Below are 16,795 nucleotides of genomic sequence, written 5' to 3'. Positions count from 1 at the left end.
GCAGAAAATTCTGCTTTGAAACATCGATTCACAAGATAGGTTCGCAGGCTAAGAAAAAACCCTGGATTGCGCTGCGAACCGGGAAGCGCAAGGCGCCGGAGCTTCCGGCGCCGGCGAAGGGGATCAATCGAACAGGCGGGTGAACCAGGCGAACGGGTTCTTCTTCTCGCCGCCGGTCGTCGGTGCGGCTACCTTCTCGGCCTTCGCCACCATCGGCGCGCCCTCGATCACCGGCGTCTTGCCGGCGTACAGGTCGCGCACCTGGCTGGCGGCGCGCTTGCCGCTGCGCAGCGCCCCCTCGATGGTGCCGGGGTACAGCGCATCGGTGTGCTCGCCGGCGAAGGCGACCCGCGACAGCGGCTGTTCCCAGATCCGCCAGAAACGCGTCACCTGGCCCGGACCGTAGGCCAGGTAGGAACCACCGGTACCCGGATCGGCGCTGTAGCGACGAATTTCGTAGCCGGCGAAGGCACCGCGCATCTTCGGATAGAACTTGTTCATGCGGATCAGCACCTGATCGACCATCTGCCGGTCGCCGAAAGCCTGCAGCACGCGGGCGTTGTCGCCGGACAGGTTGATCAGCACGTTGGCGCCGCCTTTCAGCGCCGGCTCGACCCAGATCATGCCCAGGCCCTGGTCGCTGAAGATCTCGCCGGAGAGGCGCGACTTGTCGTCCCACACCGGACGCTTGAACTTCAGCAGGATCTGGTCGCGCCAGCCATAGTTGGTGCCCTTCAGCGCGGACATCTGGGTACCGCTCAGGGACGGGGTCATCTGGATCTGGCCGAGCGCCTTCAGCGGCACGGCGAGAACCACGTAGTCGGCCTTGTAGGTCTCGCTGCCGGCCTTGACGGCGACGCCGTCCTTGGCCTGGACGATGCTCGACACCTTGGATTTGGTCTTGATCGTCTTGATCTGCTTGACGAAGGCTTCCGCCAGCACCTGGCTGCCGCCGGGCAGGCGCGCCGCGCGCAGGTCGCGGTCGTCGACGCCACGGTAGGCGCGGCCCTGCTGGGCGAGGTAGAGCAGCGACAGGCGCGACGGTTCGTCGTAGCGCGAACGGATACGCTGGTTGACCAGCAGGCGCGCGGTCGGCGACAGGTTCAGCTTGTCCAGCCAGCGCGCGGCGTTCATCTGGTCGAGGGCGAACAGGGTATTGCTCGAGGCAGGGTTGAGCGGGTCGGAGATCGATGCCGAGAGATCGTCCAGGGTCGACTCGAAGCGCTTGAGGTCGGCGGCGACGTTCGGCTGCTTGAGCGCGAGATCGCTGCTGCTGTAGTACAGGCCGTCGATCAGGTAGCTGGGGGTGCGGACGAAGTCCGGCGCCGGCACCGGCTTCAGCTTGAAGGTGTCCAGGTAGGCATTGAGCGTGGGCTGGACCTTCTGGTTGCCGACCCATTCGCTGGTGGCCAGGCCGGAACGCCCGCCCACCTGCGGCCGCGCTTCGAGCACCGTGACCTGCCAGCCGTCCTTCTGCAATTCGTAGGCCGCGCTCAGGCCTGCCAGGCCCGCGCCGACGACGATCGCCGTAGGCTGTTTATCCTTGCCCAGCGCCACCGCGCTGAACACCCCCAACATGAGAAACGCCGCGGCGCGCAGCCACCTTAACGACATACCGGACTCCCCAGGAAAAAAGCAAAGACGCAACGGCGCGCAGCATACGCCAGAGCCGTTTGGGCCACCATAGGAGTCCGTCGGCGGCTGCTGTCGGATGTGTCCCAACCCGCCGGGTTGTTCATCTCACCCCCATTGCATAGGCTTTGCCGATCGATCCGAGGAGACAGCCCATGGGCCTTAACGCCGACTGGATGCAGCGCGACCTGAACGTACTCTGGCATCCCTGTACCCAGATGAAAGACCACGAACGCCTGCCGGTGATCCCGATCCGCCGCGGCGAAGGCGTCTGGCTGGAGGATTTCGAAGGCAAGCGCTACATCGACGCGGTCAGTTCCTGGTGGGTCAATGTGTTCGGTCACGCCAACCCGCGCATCAACCAGCGCATCAAGGACCAGGTCGACCAGTTGGAGCACGTGATCCTCGCCGGATTCAGCCACCAGCCGGTGATCGAGCTGTCGGAGCGACTGGTGAAGATCACCCCGCCGGGGCTCGACCGGGTGTTCTACGCCGACAGCGGCTCGGCGGGCATCGAGGTCGCGCTGAAGATGAGCTACCACTTCTGGCTCAATAGCGGCAGGCCGCGCAAGAAGCGCTTCGTCACCCTGACCAACAGCTACCACGGCGAAACCATCGCGGCGATGTCGGTGGGCGACGTGGCGCTGTTCACCGAAACCTACAAGTCGCTGCTGCTCGACACCATCAAGGTGCCCAGCCCGGACTGCTTCCTGCGTCCGGACGGCATGTGCTGGGAAGAACATTCGCGGAACATGTTCGCCCACATGGAGCGCACCCTGGCCGAAGGGCACGACGAGATCGCCGCGGTCATCGTCGAACCGCTGATCCAGGGCGCCGGCGGCATGCGCATGTACAACCCGGTCTACCTCAAGCTGCTGCGCGAAGCCTGCGACCGCTATGGCGTGCACCTGATCCACGACGAGATCGCGGTGGGCTTCGGCCGCACCGGGACGATGTTCGCCTGCGAGCAGGCCGGCATCGCCCCGGATTTCCTCTGCCTGTCCAAGGCCCTCACCGGTGGCTACCTGCCGATGTCCGCGGTGCTGACCAGCGAGACCGTCTACCGGGGCTTCTACGACGACTACCAGACCCTGCGCGCCTTCCTCCACTCGCACACCTATACCGGCAACCCGCTGGCCTGCGCCGCCGCCCTGGCGACCCTGGACATCTTCGAGGAAGACAAGGTGATCGAGGCCAACCGCGCGCTGTCCACCCACATGGCCAGGGCCACCGCGCACCTGGCCGACCACCCGCATGTCGCCGAGGTGCGCCAGACCGGGATGGTCCTGGCCATCGAAATGGTCCAGGACAAGGCATCCAGGACGCCCTACCCCTGGCAGGAGCGCCGCGGCCTGAAGGTCTTCCAGCATGGCCTGGAGCGCGGCGCGCTGCTGCGCCCGCTGGGCAGCGTGGTGTATTTCCTGCCGCCCTACGTGATTACCCCGGAGCAGATCGACTTCCTCGCCGAGGTGGCCAGCGAAGGCATCGACATCGCCACCCGCGACGCGGTCAGCGTGGCGGTCAGCGACTTCCACCCGGACCACCGCGATCCGGGCTGAACGTCGCCGCCCCTTCGTTCCGAGGGGGCCGGTTCCAGCGCCCCGCGGCAGGCAGTAAACTGCGCGCCTGTCGCCACTACCCTCGAATCGCCATGCGCCTGTCCCGCTTCTTCGTCGACCAGCCTCTCTCCCTCGGCCAGCACGACCTGCCCGAGGCCCAGGCCCACTACATCGGCCGCGTGCTGCGGCACGCCACGGGCGACGCCGTGCAACTGTTCGACGGCAGCGGCCGGGAATACCTCGGCGAGCTGGTCGAGGTCGGCAAGAAGAATGTCCGCGTCGAACTCCGCGAGCAGTTCGCCGGCCAGCCCGACTCGCCCCTGCGTATCCACCTGGGGCAAGGCCTGTCGCGCGGCGAGCGGATGGACTGGGCGATCCAGAAGGCCACCGAGCTGGGGGTGGCGGAAATCACCCCGATCGTCAGCGAGCGTTGCGAAGTGCGCCTGAAGGACGAGCGCGCCGACAAGCGCCTGCAGCACTGGCGCCAGGTGGCGATCAGCGCCTGCGAGCAGTGCGGCCGTTCGAGCCTGCCGCTGATCCATCCGCCTCTGGCCCTGGAGGACTGGCTGCGCGGGCGGGACGATGACCTCAGGCTGGTCCTGCACCCTGTGGCCGCCCCCCTGGCCAGCCATGCGCCGCCGTCGCGCCTGGCCTTCCTGGTGGGTCCCGAAGGCGGCCTGAGCGATGCCGAGGTGGAGCAGGCTCAGGCGGCCGGTTTCCACTCCGCGCGCCTCGGCCCGCGAGTGCTGCGCACCGAGACCGCGCCGGTGGTAGCGTTGGCGGTGGCCCAGCAACTCTGGGGCGACTTCGCCTGATATCCCTCCCGCCGCTTTACAACGGCGACAGCCAGTGAATACCGTTGCGCAACCCACTTCGCAACGGATCGCACGCATGGACACGCCCGTTACCTTCGATTGGAAGATCCGCCTGCCCGACGTGCTCGGCGTACTCCGCCGAGACTATGCCGGACGCTTCCCGCAGTTGGCCTCCGCCGCACTGGAGACGCTGCTGGAGCGCCTGCGCGACGACCTTCCCGAGGATTTCCTGCCAGCCCTCGGCCAGGAGCTGGAATCCCTCGGACTGGCGTTGGTGGAACGCCTGGACGAAGACGACAGCCTGAACCTGTACGTGGTCGGCGCCCCCCACAGCCAGCGCCTCCTCGATGCGCTCGCAGCGCAGGGCCACAACGCCCGCACGCTGCGCCAGGAAAACGCCCCCGAGGGCGCCCGGGCGGCCCTCCCCGCCGCCGCGCCGGCCGGCCTGGCGCCGGCTTCGGCCTACATCTGCCTCGAACACGCCGAGCACCTGGCGCCCGGCCTGGCCATCGCCCGCCTGCCGGGCGAGGACAGCCGCGACCTGCTGGACCTGCGCCAATGGCCCAGGCTGCAACGCCTGCCCGATGGCGCGGAGGAAACCCAGGGCGCGTTGCTCTGCCGGGCCAGTTGGGCGGACGGCCTGCACGCCTGGGTCAGGATGACCCGTTCGGGAAGCCCCTACGCCTGGCTGCATCGCTCCCGCGACCTCGCCTCGTTGACGCCCGAACTACCGCCCTTGCCGCTGCCGCCGGCGCAGTCGTTGCGCCAACGCCGCACCCCGGAACTTGCCATCGGCCTGGCCGGGGACGACCTGCTCCTGGCCGACCGCGGCCTGTTCTTCCTCTATCCGGGCTTCGCCCAGGGCAACGACGAACCGCGGTTGCTCTTCGACGTGCCGCAAGCGCGGCGCTCCATCGAGAATCCGCCGGCGGTCTTCACCACTCCGGACCAGCGCGTCTGCCTGCTCTCCCGCGGGCAGTTCTTCGAATGGCGCGAGGCACGCATCCAGCCCCTGCCGTTCCCCGTCGGCAAGGATCTGCCCGCCGATCCGGCGCAACCGACCTCGGCGGCGCCCGGGACCATCGTCTGGCTGGAGCGTGAAACGCTCTGCGAAGGCCGGCTCGACAGCGGCGAGATCCGCAGCCACTCGCTGGACGGCCTGGCCGAAGGCCCCTACCTGAAGCTCCAGGCCCTGGACGGAGGCTGGCTGCTCCTGGCGCCGTGGCTGGAACCGCATCGCTCGCGGGACCTCGCCCAGCTCTGGCACCTCGAATCCGGCCGGGCGCTGCGCATCCGCTACGGCGAACTGGACCTGGAGGGCGGACTACAGCACTGGGCGGAGCTGCCCGACGGCCGGATCGTCGTCGGCGACCATGCCCGGCATGTCGACCTCGGCACGTTCGAAAGCCTGCGCCAACGCCTGCTGCGGCGGCGCCTGGCGCCGGCCTGAGGCGCGTCTACAGCCCGCGCAGCGCCAGTCCCGCCAGGCCGAGCAGGAGCACGCCGCAACCGGCGTAGCTGACGCGGTGCCAGAACAGCGAGGTGTTGCGCCGCAGCCAGTCCACCAGCGCCGCGCAGCAAAAGCACCAGATCAGCGACGAGAGCATGAAACCGGCGAAGAACACCAGCGACTGCGCCTGGTTCGGCGTGCCGTCGACGATCCCCGCCAGGGCGCTGCCGAGGGCACCCCAGTAGACCACGTTCTTCGGATTGGACAGGGAGATCGCCGCGCCGGCGCCGAAGGCGTTGCGCCCCTGCTCGCCGGCATCCTCCGCCGCCAGCGGCGGACTCCAGGCGTCGCGCAAGCCTTGCACGCCGAGCCAGGCCAGGTAGGCGGCACAGGCCAGGGTCAGGGGAATCCGCACCTGTTCGTAGCCCAGCAGCAGCGCCAGCCCGGTGAGCCCGAGCAGGGCCCAGACGGCATCGCCGATCAGCGACCCCAGTTGCACCAGCAACGCCGGGCGGAAGCCGCCGGTCAAACCGCGGCGCAGCGTTTCGCTGAACACCGCGCCAGGGGAAACATTGAAGGCGAAACCGAACAGCAAGGCGGCGAGGAAGATGGCGAGCATGGAACGACGACTCCGTGGTGGGACGTCGGATTATCCCGGCCGGCGGCTCCGCCGACTTGAACCGGATTGCGCAGTTCAGCCGCGCACGGCGCGCTGGTAGCGGCCCGGCGAAATGCCGTAGGCGCTGGTGAAGTAACGGGTCAGGTGGCTCTGGTCGGCGAAGCCCAGGGCGTGGGCCACCTCGCCCACCGCCAGGCCACGGCGCAACAGGCCGAGGGCGCGGCGGGTGCGCAGTTGCATGCTCCACTGGCGCGGGCTGAGCCCGGTGGCCTTCTTGAACGCCCGCAGCAGGTGGTATTTCGACAGGCCCACCTGCTCCGCCATCTCATCCAGGTCCGGCGGTTCGGCCAGGCGCTCGGCGAGCAGCGCCTGCAGGCGGGCGACAGCCGGGCGCCCAGGATCGGCCCTCTGCGGCAGGCGGGTGCCGCTCGCCGCCAGCAGGCGGCCAAGGAAATCCAGCAGGCGCTCCTCCCCCCGTTCGCGGGCGAAACGGTCGCTGGCCAGCAAGGCTTCGATGCTGGCGGCCAACTCGCGGCCCAGCGCCGGACTGCGCAGCAGCGGGCGGTCGAACTCGACGGAGGAAAGATCCAGGCTGCTCGCCAGTTCGGCGGCAGGCAGATAGAGGCTGGCGAAGCGCCAGGGCTGGCCGTCGCGGACGCCGCCGCCCTGGATCTGCCCCGGGTTGTAGAGGGTCAGGTCGCCGCTGTCGGCCTGGAAGGTACGGCCATCCAGCCAGACATCTTCCAATCCGCAGAGGTTGGCGCTGATGACGAACTCGTCGTGGCTGTGCTTCTCGAAGCGGTGCCCGGCCAGGCTGGCGCTGGCGACCTCGAGGGAGGCGCCGATCCGCGCGTGCTGCAGGCCGGCCATGGACGGCTCAGATCAGGCCGGCGTCGGCGAGCTTCTCTTCGAGCCCGGCCAGGTCCGGAATCCGTGCGGTTTCGCCGCCGATGTCCACCGCCGCCAGTTCCAGCGCCGCCAGCGGCGCGGCGGTGCTCGCGAGATTGGCGTCCAGCCGCACCGAGCGCGGAATGCCCTGCACCAGCAGGGCGAGGAACTTCACATGGGGTCGTCCGCCGAGGGCGTTGATGACCACCACCCGCGCGCTGCTGCCGAGCACCGGCTGCTGTTCGCCGCTGGAGGCCGCCTCGAAGGACAGCAGCGGCAGGCGCAGGTCGCGCCAGGCCACCTGGCCCAGGTACCACTGCGGCAGGCCGGCGGCGACCTGTGGGTTGCGATAGGCGATCAGTTCGGCCACGGCGACGTTGGGCAACAGCAGGGTGCGGTCGCTCAGCGGCAGGAGCAGCCCGGTGAGGCTGTCCGGGGTCGGGTTGGCTGGGGTGTTCCGGCTCATGCCATCCTGCTCGATCACGGCCTGGTTCATGTTTCGACTCCTGTCGGCGCGCAGCGTGCGGCCAGATGCTTGACCAATGCCTCGGCCAGTTCGCGGGGGCTGGCATTGAAACTGCTGTAACCGGCTTCGCGCAAGCTGTCCGGCATGCTCGAACAGACGCAACTGTCGGCGCGCTGGGTCCATACCTCGCCACCCTGGCGCCGCACGTAGGCGGCAGCGGCGCTGCCGTCGCTACCCATGCCGCTGAAAACGATCACCCCGCAGTCGGGGCCGAACTGCTGGGCCAGGTTGAGCATCATCTGGTCGATGGACGGGGTGTAGGGTTCCGGCCAGGAACGCTGGCTGCATTTCAGTCGCCCGTCGTGGTGGAAACCGAGCTCGTGCAGCACCGGCACCACCATGACCTCGCCGCAACGCAGCGCTTCACCGTCGCGGACGTTCTTCACATGCCACTGGCTGTGCCGGCCGACTGCCTGCGGCAGGTTCTGCTCGAAGCTGGCATCGATGTGCTGGGCATAGAGGAAGCCGATCGGCAGGCCGCCGGGCAAGGCGTCGAGAAATGCCTTCACCGCCGCCGGGCCGCCGAGCGAGGCCGCCAGCAGCCACACCTCGCGGGCCGCTTCGCCGGCCTGCAGCGGCATCGCCGCGAGGTCGCCGGGAATCTCCAGGCGCGGCGGACGCTCCTCGTCGAGCAATGCGCCGAGGCTGTCGCCAACGCCATCGCTGGGGTCGCCGATCAAGCGCTTCAGCTTGCCGATCAGCCGCCGCTCCCAGCGCGGGTAATGTTCGGTATGCCGCTCCGGCGCGTGGCCCTCGCCGAACAGCACCGGCGCACGGTCCTGCTCCAGCAGGCTGTCCAGCAGCGGCGAGTCGTCCTGCTGGGTCAGGTCCACCAGCCACAGGTCGGGCGCGCACTCCAGCGCGGCGTCGTCGACCCTGGCCGGGTCGGCGTTGAGCACCACCTCGTAACCATGGCCGAGCAGCGCCTGTTGCAACACGTGGCGCTGCAACGAGGTGTCGGCGATCACCGCGACCCGTGGCGTGACGCGCTCACTCATGCTGGCCGACCAGGGACTGGATGGCTTCGAGCAGCTCGGTTTCCTGGTAAGGCTTGCCGAGGTACTGGTTGACGCCGATGCCCAGCGCGCGCTCGCGGTGTTTCTCGCCGGTCCGCGAGGTGATCATGATGATCGGCAGGTTGCCCAGGCGCTCGTCGTGGCGCACCAGGGTGGCGACCTCGAAACCGTCCATGCGCGGCATCTCGATGTCCAGCAGGAGGATGTCCGGACGGTGCTCCTGGAGCTGGGCGATGGCGTCCACGCCGTCCTTCGCGGTCAGCACGTTCATGCCGTTGCGCTCCAGCAGGCGGGTGGTGACCTTGCGCACGGTGACCGAGTCGTCCACCACCATGACCAGCGGCGGCCGCTGCTGCTCGCTTTCGCTCGCCGCCATTTCCTGGCGCAGCGCCAGGCGTTCGCGACGGCTTTCCTGGCCGAGCAGCGCGTGCCGGGAGCGGATGGTCGCCAGCAGGTCGAGGATCACCACCACCCGGCCATCACCGAGCAGGGTCGCCCCGGAAATCCCGGCGACCCCGGCGAACTGCGGACCGAGGCTCTTCACCACGATCTCGCGGGAACCGGCCAGCGAGTCGACCTGCACCGCTACCGCATGCTCCGAGGAGCGCACCAGGATCACCGGCAAGGGCAGCGACTGGCCGACCAGCTTGGGTTCCTGGCCGTTGTTCAGCAGCTCGCCGAGGTACTTCAGTTCGTAGGACTGCCCGGCGTATTCGAAGCTGGGCGTATCCAGCCCCGCCTCGCCGCGCTGGTCGTAGAGCGCCTCCAGTTCGTAGGGCGAAACCCGCACGATGCCCTCGATGGTGTTCAGCGGCACCGCGTAGAGATCCTCGCCGGATAGCACCATCAGCGCCCGGTTCACCGACACGGTGAACGGCAGCCGCACGTTGAAGCGGGTGCCCTGGCCCGGCTCGGTCTGGATGCTCACCGAGCCGCCGAGCTGCTTGACCTCGGAGTTGGCCACGTCGAGGCCGACGCCGCGCCCGGAGATCTGGGTGACCTTTTCGGCGGTGGAGAAACCGGACTCGAGCACGAACTGCAGCACTTCATGATCGCTGAGGTCGCTGTCGGCGCTCATCAGGCCACGCTCGATGGCCTTGCGCCGTACCGCGTCGAGGCGGATGCCGGCGCCGTCGTCGGAGAGGGTGAGGAGGATGTCGCCGCCCTCGCGGCCGATGTTCAGGCGGATCGTACCGTGCTCCGGCTTGCCCGCCGCGCGGCGCGTCTCGCCGGACTCGATGCCGTGGTCCACGGCGTTGCGCAGCATGTGCTCCAGCGGCGCGACGATGCGTTCGAGGACGGTACGATCCATCTCGCCGTCGGCGTTGCCGACCACGAATTCGACCTGCTTGCCAAGCTCGCCGGCCACCTGCCGGACGATCCGCCGCAAACGCGGTACCAGCCGATCGAACGGCACCATGCGGGTGCGCATCAGGCCTTCCTGGAGTTCGGTGTTGACCCGCGCCTGTTGCAGCAGCAGGGTCTCCGCGTCACGGTTCTTCGCCGCCAGGGTTTCCTTCAGGTCGAGAAGGTCGGAGGCCGATTCGAAGAGTGCGCGCGAGAGCTGCTGCAACTGCGAATAGCGGTCCATTTCCAGCGGGTCGAACTCTTCGTAGCCGGCGCGTTCGGCATCGGCCTGGTGACGCGAGAGGATCTGCGCCTGGGTCTCGGTGTCGAGGCGGCGCAACTGGTCGCGCACCCGCTCGATGGTGGACTCCATCTCGCCGAGGGTGAAGCCGACGTCGCTCACCTGCTGCTCGACCCGGCCGCGGAAGATCGAGGTCTCGCCCGCCAGGTTGACCAGGTTCTCCAGCAGTTCCGCCGGCACCTTCACCAGCTCCTGCGGGGCACGTCGGGAAGCGGCCTCCTGGGCCGCCTCCTGGGCCTTGCGCACGAACGGCAGGGTGGTGGCCGGGGCGGCCGGAGGCGCCGCCTCGGCCGCCATGATCGCGCCGGCCGCCGGGGCCAGGCGGGTCAGCTCGGCCAGCGCGGAGGCCACCGCGCGGTCGGTATCGTCGGCCTGGACCAGCGCCTGGGCGGGCTCGGGCCGCTCACCGGCCTCGTCGTCCTCGGCCAGCCGCTCGCGCAACAGGTCGACCTGCCGCTGCAGGCCTTCCAGCCCCGACTGCGCATCCAGCAGCAGGCTGTCCGGCCACGGCGCGCCCTGTTGCTGCGCATCGGTGAGATGCTGCTCGAGGTCGTGGGCCAGGTTGCCCAGCTCGGTCTGTCCGGCCAGGCGCGCACCGCCCTTGAGGGTGTGCAAGATCCGCAGCAGGTCGTCCAGCGGCTGGGCGTCGCCGTTGCCGCCGTCCCAGCGGCCGAGCGCCAGTTCGAGGTTCTCCAGCAGGTCGTCGGCTTCCTCGAGGAAGATGTCGAGGATCTCGCTCTCGTCGGCCGCCGCGCCCTTCGCCGCCAGCGGCTTGAGGCTGACGCTGGTGGGTACGCTCAGTTGCTCGTCGGGATCGCTGCGCAGGCGCCTGATCTCCGCGATCAGCGCCTGCCCGTCGGGCAGCGTGCGGTGGCCACGCACCGCCTCGAGCATCTCGGCCAGCTCGTCGTGGCAGCGCTGCAGCAGGCCGAACAAGGCCGGGCTGGCGCGCAGGCGTCCACCGCAGAGGCCTTCGTAGAGGAATTCAAGCTCATGGGCGAGGTCGCCGATCTCGCCGATCTCGGCCATCCGCGCACCGCCCTTGAGGGTATGCAGGTCGCGCTGCAAGGCTTCCAGTTCGATGGTGTTGTCGACGTCGTCCATCCAGCGCTGCAACGCGGCGGCAGCGCTGTCGAGGATATCGAAGCCTTCCTCGAGGAAGATCTCCACCAGTTCGGGATCGCGCTCTTCGAACGCCTCCGCAGCGGGCGCGGCGGGCTCCTCGACGGCAGGTGCAACGAGTTCCTCGACAGGGCTTTCCGCCTCGCCCGGTGTCGCGGCCTCGGCCACCGGGCCCTGGCGGAACCGGCGGATCGACTGGATAAGGTCGTGCGGGTCGGCCAGGGGCTGGCCGGCGCTCAACTGGTCGAGCTGTTCGGCCAGGCGGTCGTGACAGGCTTGCAGCAATCCGGCCAGTTGCGGGGAGTGCTGGTAACGGCGGTCGACCAGTCCTTCGTAGAGGGCCTCCAGCTCGTGGGCCAGGTCGCCGATCTCGGCGATCTCGGCCATCCGTGCGCCGCCCTTGAGGGTATGCAGGTCGCGCTGCAGGGCGCTGAGCGAAGACAGCGCGCCCGGCTCGGCCTGCCATTGGGCCAGTGCCTGGCCGGCGCTTTCGAGGATGTCCACCGCCTCTTCGAGGAAGATCGACACCATTTCCTCGTCCAGCTCGCGGCCGGGAGCCGGTGCAGGCGCTGCCGGTACGGTCTCCTCGGCAGGCGTCCCGGCCTCTTCGAAGACCGCCTCGGGGAGGGCCGGTTCTTCGTCTTCCGGGGGGAAATCGTCGGCGCCGAGGCTCTCCGGGTCGATGAACGGAACGGCCTCGGCGGCGGGCGCTTCCAACAGCTCCTGCAGGGCCGCGACCCGCTCCGGACGCGGCGTGACCTGCAGGCCGGCGGCGACCTGGTCCATCATCCCGATCAGCGCCTCGTGGGCCTGGCGGGCTTCCTCGAAGAACGCCGGGCTGACCGCCAGGCGGCCTTCCTCGACGGCATCGTAGAGCGCCAGCAAGGCCTGGCAGAGTTCTTCCACCTGTGGCAGCTCGGCATGCCGGGCGCCCCGGTCCAGAGTGCTGAGTTCCTCGCGCAGCGCACTCAGTTCCTGGCGCTCCTGCGGATGCTCGTGCCAGCGCTCGAGCAGGTCCTCGGCGTCCAGCAGGATGTCCATGCCTTCGACGAGGAACGCCTCGATCAGCAACGGATCGCGGCGCTCGCCGGCATCGCTGTAGCGCTCGGCCTCGAGCGAGGCGATGCGTTCCTGATGCAGTGCCTCGATACGCTCCAGCAACGCGTCGCTGCCGGGGATCGGGTTCAATGGCCGTTGCGCGCCGACCTGCTCCAGGCCGATGCGGAACAGTTGCTCGGCGTCGTGCAGCAACTCCGCTTCGCGCAGGTCGAAGGCGAGCAGGTTGGACTTGTATTCCTTGACCAGTTTTTCCAGCGGCGTGGCGATCTCCGCGATCGGCAGGATGCCGGCCATGTGTGCGCTGCCCTTGAGGGTATGCAGGGCACGCTGCAAGGCATCGGTGACCGGCTGCGGCAGTTCGCGGGCGCAGTCGGCGAGGAAGCCGACCAGGGCCTCGAGATGGGTTTCCGCCTCGTTGGTGAAGATCTCCAGCAGTTGCGGATCGAGCAGTTCGACGTCGCTCTGCGCCTCGGCAGCGGCCTGCGGCGCGTCGGCCAATGGCGGCGCCTGGACGCCGTTGTCCAGGCTCGACGGCTGCTCCGCCCCGGCTTCCGGCGGTACTCCGCCGTCGTCCGGCGCCGGCGGTTCCGGCAGCGGCTCGCCCTTGGCCAGGGCATGCGCGGTGGCCGCCAGCAGGTCGACATCGTCGCGCTGGCGCTGGGCATTGGCGGCGAACTCCTCGACCAGCTCCGGCAACAGGGCCACGACCTGGTCCACCACTCGCTGCACCGGCTCGCTGGCGGCGATGCTGCGATCGAGCACGCGGTTGAACAGGTTCTCTATCGACCAGGCCAGTTCGCCGATCACCAGGGCACGGACCATCCGTCCGCTACCCTTGAGGGTATGGAAGGCACGGCGTACCTCGGTCAGCGCTTCGCGGTCGTCGTGGTCGGCTTTCCAGGCCGGCAGGTAGCGGCCGATGGTCTCCAGGACCTCGCCGGCCTCCTCGATGAAGACCTCGCGCAGTTCCTCGTCCACCGGTTCCTCGTCGGCCGGCGGTGGCAGCAGGCTGACCGGAACGTTCTGCGCCGGCGGGTTGATCGGCTGCACCGGCGCAGCCATCACCTCGGCCAGAGACAGGGCCGGCGCTTCGCTGGCGAGCGCCTCGGCGGCAGGCGGCGCCTCGGCCTCAGCCTCGGGCAATTGCACCTCGGGGAGATCGAGGTCGGAAAGATCCAGTTCCTCCAGGCTCGAGCCCTCCCAGGCGGACACCTCGCCCTCCGCCTCCGGCAAGGCTACATCCAGCGGTAGCGGATCGAGCGCATCGAGAACCAGCTCCTGTTCAGCGGAGCCGTCGAAAGGCTCCAGCGCCGGCAACGGCTCGAGGCTTTCCAGCGGCGCGTCGAAGGACAGCGCCGGCTCCTCCAGGCTCAGATCCAACGTCTCGCCGGCCTGCGCCGGCTGCGCCAGGTCATCGCCGAGCCCCCACTGCTCCGGCAGCGACCAGTCCGCCAGGGCCGCCGGCCCGGAGGCCGGGGCCGCATCGGCGGGCAGGTCGAGGCCGGAGAGATCGATCTCGTCGAGGCTGAAATCGTCCAGGCTGCGGGCAGGCGCCGGGGTCGACTGCGGCTGGCCGCTCTCCTCGACCACCTCCGGCAACGCCGGCGGCACTTCGGCGGAATCGTCCAGCGGCAGGTCCAGGGCCAGGTCGAGGGACGGCTCGCCGGCGTCGGGCGCGACTTCGCCAAGGGTCCAGTTGTCGTCGCTGGCCAACTGCGGGGCATCTTCCCTCGCGGCCTCGGCAGGAGCCGTGTCGGCGGGCGGTTGCTCCGCTGTCTCGGCGACCTCGACGACCGCCTCCGGCCTCTCCGGCTCGGCAGCCGGGGACTCGATGGCAGCGGGCCCGGACAGGCCAGGCTCGGCCGGGGCCGACGAATTCGGTTTCAGCGTATAGCCGAGGTTCGCCAGGCTGTCCTCGGCGACGTCGAGGATCAGGTCGCTCTGGCTGGCATGGTCCTCGCTCAGGCGCTCCAGGTAATACTCGACGCTGGTGATGGCATCGGCCAGGGTATCCAGGCTCTGCCAGTCCGGCACCGCCTTGCGCGCCAGCAGCTGTTCCTGGATATAGCGGTTGCAGGTTTCCAGCAGGGTCGCGGCGCGCTCCAGCGGGATCATCGCCAGGCCGCCGCGGACCTGGGTCAGCAGCTCCGGCACGCGGGCCAGGTGCTCGTGGTTCCACTGCGAGGCGATGAACTCGATGATCGCGTCCTTGGCCTGCTCCAGACCGTTGCGCGCTTCCTTGATCACCAACTGGTGGATCTGCGCCACATCGGTGGTGGGCAGGCGGCTTTCCTCGCTGTTGCGCTCGTCGCCGGGACCGGCCATGCCGGCCAGGGTGGCCTCGACGTAGAGCAACGCGCCGGCGACGTCCATCAGGATCGCGTCGCTCGGCTCGCGGCGGCCCTGGGCCAGGGCGTGGATGACGTCCAACTGGTCGAGGATGACCTTGCGCGGTTGGCCGAAGCCGAGTACCGCCAGGGTATCGGCGATCTGCTTGAGCGGCGCCAGGAGGGCGTCCAGTTCCGAGGGGTGGCCACGGTCGCTGCGCACGAACAGGTCGAGGCTGTCCTTGATCCGCACCAGTTCCTCGCACAAGGCACCGACCACCGAACGCATCGCGTCGCGGTCGGGTCCGGCGAGGCGGGCGCGCTCGGCGTCCACCGTCTCGTGGTCGGGCAGCGCCTCGTCGAGGCGGTACTGTTCCTTCAGAGCGCGGATCCGCGGCGACTGCGAAGGCGCCTTGGCCACGTAGAACAGCAGGTTCTTCACCAGCTCGTCCGGCGCGGCCTGGTTCAGGCCGTCGGCGCCCTGCTCGACCAGGCGCTTGAGTTCGCGGTCGAGCTGGCGCAGCAGGGTGCGCACCGAGGCGCTGTTGACCACGCTACCGTTGGCCAGGCCCTCGACCAGGCCGGAAGCGATGCTCCACAGCGGCCCCAGCGGTGCCTCGCGGCACAGGCCCTCCAGGCGCGCATAGACACGCGCCAGGTAGCCGAGGCTAGTGGCCACGTCCTGGTTGCGCAGCAGGCCGACCAGGGCCATCTGCTGGGTCTGGCGCAGCTTGCGCAGCAAGCCGCCGAGTTCGTCGGTGCGCAGTTGCGCGATGGCCTCGCCGTCCAGTTGCGGCTGGCGCTGCGACAGGTCGGGCGCGAACAGGCTGGTTTCCGAGAGCAGCTTCTCGCCGCGCGCGGCGCGCAGGTCGTTGAGCAGCGGCAGGACCACCATCGGCAGGTCGCGCCGGGCGGTCTGGATCCGGTCGAGGTAGACCGGCAGTTGCAGGATCGCCTGCATCAGCACTTCCAGGGCCTCGCCCTGGTTCGGCACGCGACCGTCCAGCAAGGCCTGGACCAACTGCTCCATTTCCTCGGCGAGCAGGGCCGCGCCGTAGAACTCGACCATCTGCAGGGTGCCCTGCACCTGGTGCACGTAGGTCAGGCAGAACCGCATGCGGGTCGGGTCCTGCGGGTTCTCGACGAACGCTTCCAGCGCCTGGCGCGCCTGTTTCAGGGTTTCGGCGATCTCGCCTTTCACCCACTCCAGAGCGACGTAGTCGTGCCGGTCACCCATAGCCACTCCATTCATGTGCCTGAGTACCCCTTACGGGTAAAGGCCAGGACCCGCTCGTCGGCGACCGGCTCGAGCTCCGGATGGCTCCAGTCGACCACTTCGCCGACCCCGATCACCAGCAAGCCTCCCGGCGCCAGCCGTTCGGCCAACCGGTTGAGGATCTCGCGCCGTCGCCAGCGACGGAAGTAGATCAGCAGGTTCTGACAAAAAATCACGTCCATGCCGGACCAGGGCGCCTTCGCCAGGTCCAGCACATTCAGCCGGGCGCAGCAGACGCGCTCGGTCAGTATCGTTTTCACGCTGAAGCTGCCGTCGGCCTGGCGTTCGCAATAGCGTTCGACCAGCCCGGCCTCCAGTTGCTCCAGCTTGCGGGCCGGATAGTTCGCCTGCCGCGCCCGCTGCAGGGCGTGAAGGCTGATATCCGTTCCGGTGACGCCGAAAAAATCTTCCCGTTCCTGCCCGCGCAACACCTGCGCGGCGCACATCGCCAGCGAGTAGGGTTCCTCGCCGCTGGAGCAGCCGACGCTCCACAGGGCCCAGGGCCGCGGCATGCCTTCGCGGCACAGGCGCTCGCCCAGGTAGCGCTCGAGCAGCTCGAAAGACGGGGGATGACGGAAGAAACGGGTTTCCTGGACGGTCAGGCGGTCCAGCAGGGTCGCCCACTCCACTGCGCCACGCGGACCGTCGGTCACCTGGCGGTAGTAGCTGTGGTAGTCGCCGATGCCCAGTTCACGCATGCGCGCGGTCAGGCTGGCCTGCAGGAACGTCCGGCGTTGCTCGTTGAGCACCACGCCGGTGCGGTTCTCCAACAGGACCTGCCAGTCGCGGAACTCCGCTGCCGACATATCGGCCAGCGGCTGCAGTGACCAGACGCCGTTCGCCTGCATGCCGTGCCCC

Annotated in this window: 10 protein-coding genes; 3 read left to right on the top strand and 7 right to left on the bottom strand. The window is 69.0% G+C overall.

Annotated features, from left to right (window positions below):
• Nucleotides 1-123 precede the first annotated feature (123 nt).
• A complete protein-coding gene (locus LE197_RS31205) occupies nucleotides 124-1,614 on the bottom strand; it encodes a flavin monoamine oxidase family protein (RefSeq protein ID WP_003118815.1) in 1,491 nt (496 codons plus the stop codon).
• 173 nt (nucleotides 1,615-1,787) lie between these two features.
• On the opposite strand from LE197_RS31205, the gene LE197_RS31200 reads away from it, so the two are divergent.
• The 3 genes from LE197_RS31200 to LE197_RS31190 all read left to right on the top strand — a co-directional run bounded on the left by LE197_RS31200 (nucleotide 1,788) and on the right by LE197_RS31190 (nucleotide 5,456).
• Nucleotides 1,788-3,191: an adenosylmethionine--8-amino-7-oxononanoate transaminase gene (locus LE197_RS31200; protein ID WP_073666429.1), complete on the top strand. Its 1,404-nt coding sequence runs from the start codon at nucleotides 1,788-1,790 to the stop codon at nucleotides 3,189-3,191.
• Nucleotides 3,192-3,283: 92 nt separating this feature from the next.
• On the top strand, nucleotides 3,284-4,006 hold the full coding sequence (locus tag LE197_RS31195) for a 16S rRNA (uracil(1498)-N(3))-methyltransferase (protein ID WP_003106127.1): 723 nt from the start codon (nucleotides 3,284-3,286) through the stop codon (nucleotides 4,004-4,006).
• 34 nt (nucleotides 4,007-4,040) lie between these two features.
• The gene (locus LE197_RS31190; protein ID WP_174818003.1) at nucleotides 4,041-5,456 is read left to right on the top strand and encodes a hypothetical protein; all 1,416 of its coding nucleotides are present in this window, start codon (nucleotides 4,041-4,043) and stop codon (nucleotides 5,454-5,456) included.
• A 7-nt stretch (nucleotides 5,457-5,463) separates the two neighbouring features.
• Here the strand turns inward: LE197_RS31190 and LE197_RS31185 are convergent, their stop codons facing one another.
• The 6 genes from LE197_RS31185 to pilK form a co-directional block, all read right to left on the bottom strand.
• On the bottom strand, nucleotides 5,464-6,075 hold the full coding sequence (locus LE197_RS31185) for a LysE family translocator (RefSeq protein ID WP_003084610.1): 612 nt from the start codon (nucleotides 6,073-6,075) through the stop codon (nucleotides 5,464-5,466).
• Nucleotides 6,076-6,150: 75 nt separating this feature from the next.
• On the bottom strand, nucleotides 6,151-6,945 hold the full coding sequence (locus LE197_RS31180; RefSeq protein ID WP_003117898.1) for an AraC family transcriptional regulator: 795 nt from the start codon (nucleotides 6,943-6,945) through the stop codon (nucleotides 6,151-6,153).
• A 7-nt stretch (nucleotides 6,946-6,952) separates the two neighbouring features.
• A complete protein-coding gene (locus tag LE197_RS31175; protein WP_003106119.1) occupies nucleotides 6,953-7,459 on the bottom strand; it encodes a chemotaxis protein CheW in 507 nt (168 codons plus the stop codon).
• Nucleotides 7,456-8,487: a chemotaxis protein CheB gene (locus LE197_RS31170; protein WP_003118811.1), complete on the bottom strand. Its 1,032-nt coding sequence runs from the start codon at nucleotides 8,485-8,487 to the stop codon at nucleotides 7,456-7,458. Before LE197_RS31170 ends, LE197_RS31175 begins: the two co-directional genes overlap by 4 nt.
• Nucleotides 8,480-15,898 carry a chemotaxis signal transduction system protein ChpA gene (gene chpA / locus LE197_RS31165; protein ID WP_033979251.1) on the bottom strand — a complete coding sequence of 2,473 codons (7,419 nt, stop codon included), beginning with the start codon at nucleotides 15,896-15,898 and terminating at the stop codon, nucleotides 8,480-8,482. Before chpA ends, LE197_RS31170 begins: the two co-directional genes overlap by 8 nt.
• 11 nt (nucleotides 15,899-15,909) lie before the next feature.
• The gene (pilK, locus tag LE197_RS31160; protein ID WP_073666654.1) at nucleotides 15,910-16,785 is read right to left on the bottom strand and encodes a type 4 fimbrial methyltransferase PilK; all 876 of its coding nucleotides are present in this window, start codon (nucleotides 16,783-16,785) and stop codon (nucleotides 15,910-15,912) included.
• Nucleotides 16,786-16,795: the final 10 nt, after the last annotated feature.

It is taken from the genome of Pseudomonas sp. PS1(2021), from assembly GCF_020405165.1.
In the GTDB taxonomy this organism is placed as follows: domain Bacteria; phylum Pseudomonadota; class Gammaproteobacteria; order Pseudomonadales; family Pseudomonadaceae; genus Pseudomonas; species Pseudomonas aeruginosa.
The sequence above is the reverse complement of the archived record's forward strand: the minus strand, read 5'-3'. Positions and strand labels throughout refer to the sequence as shown.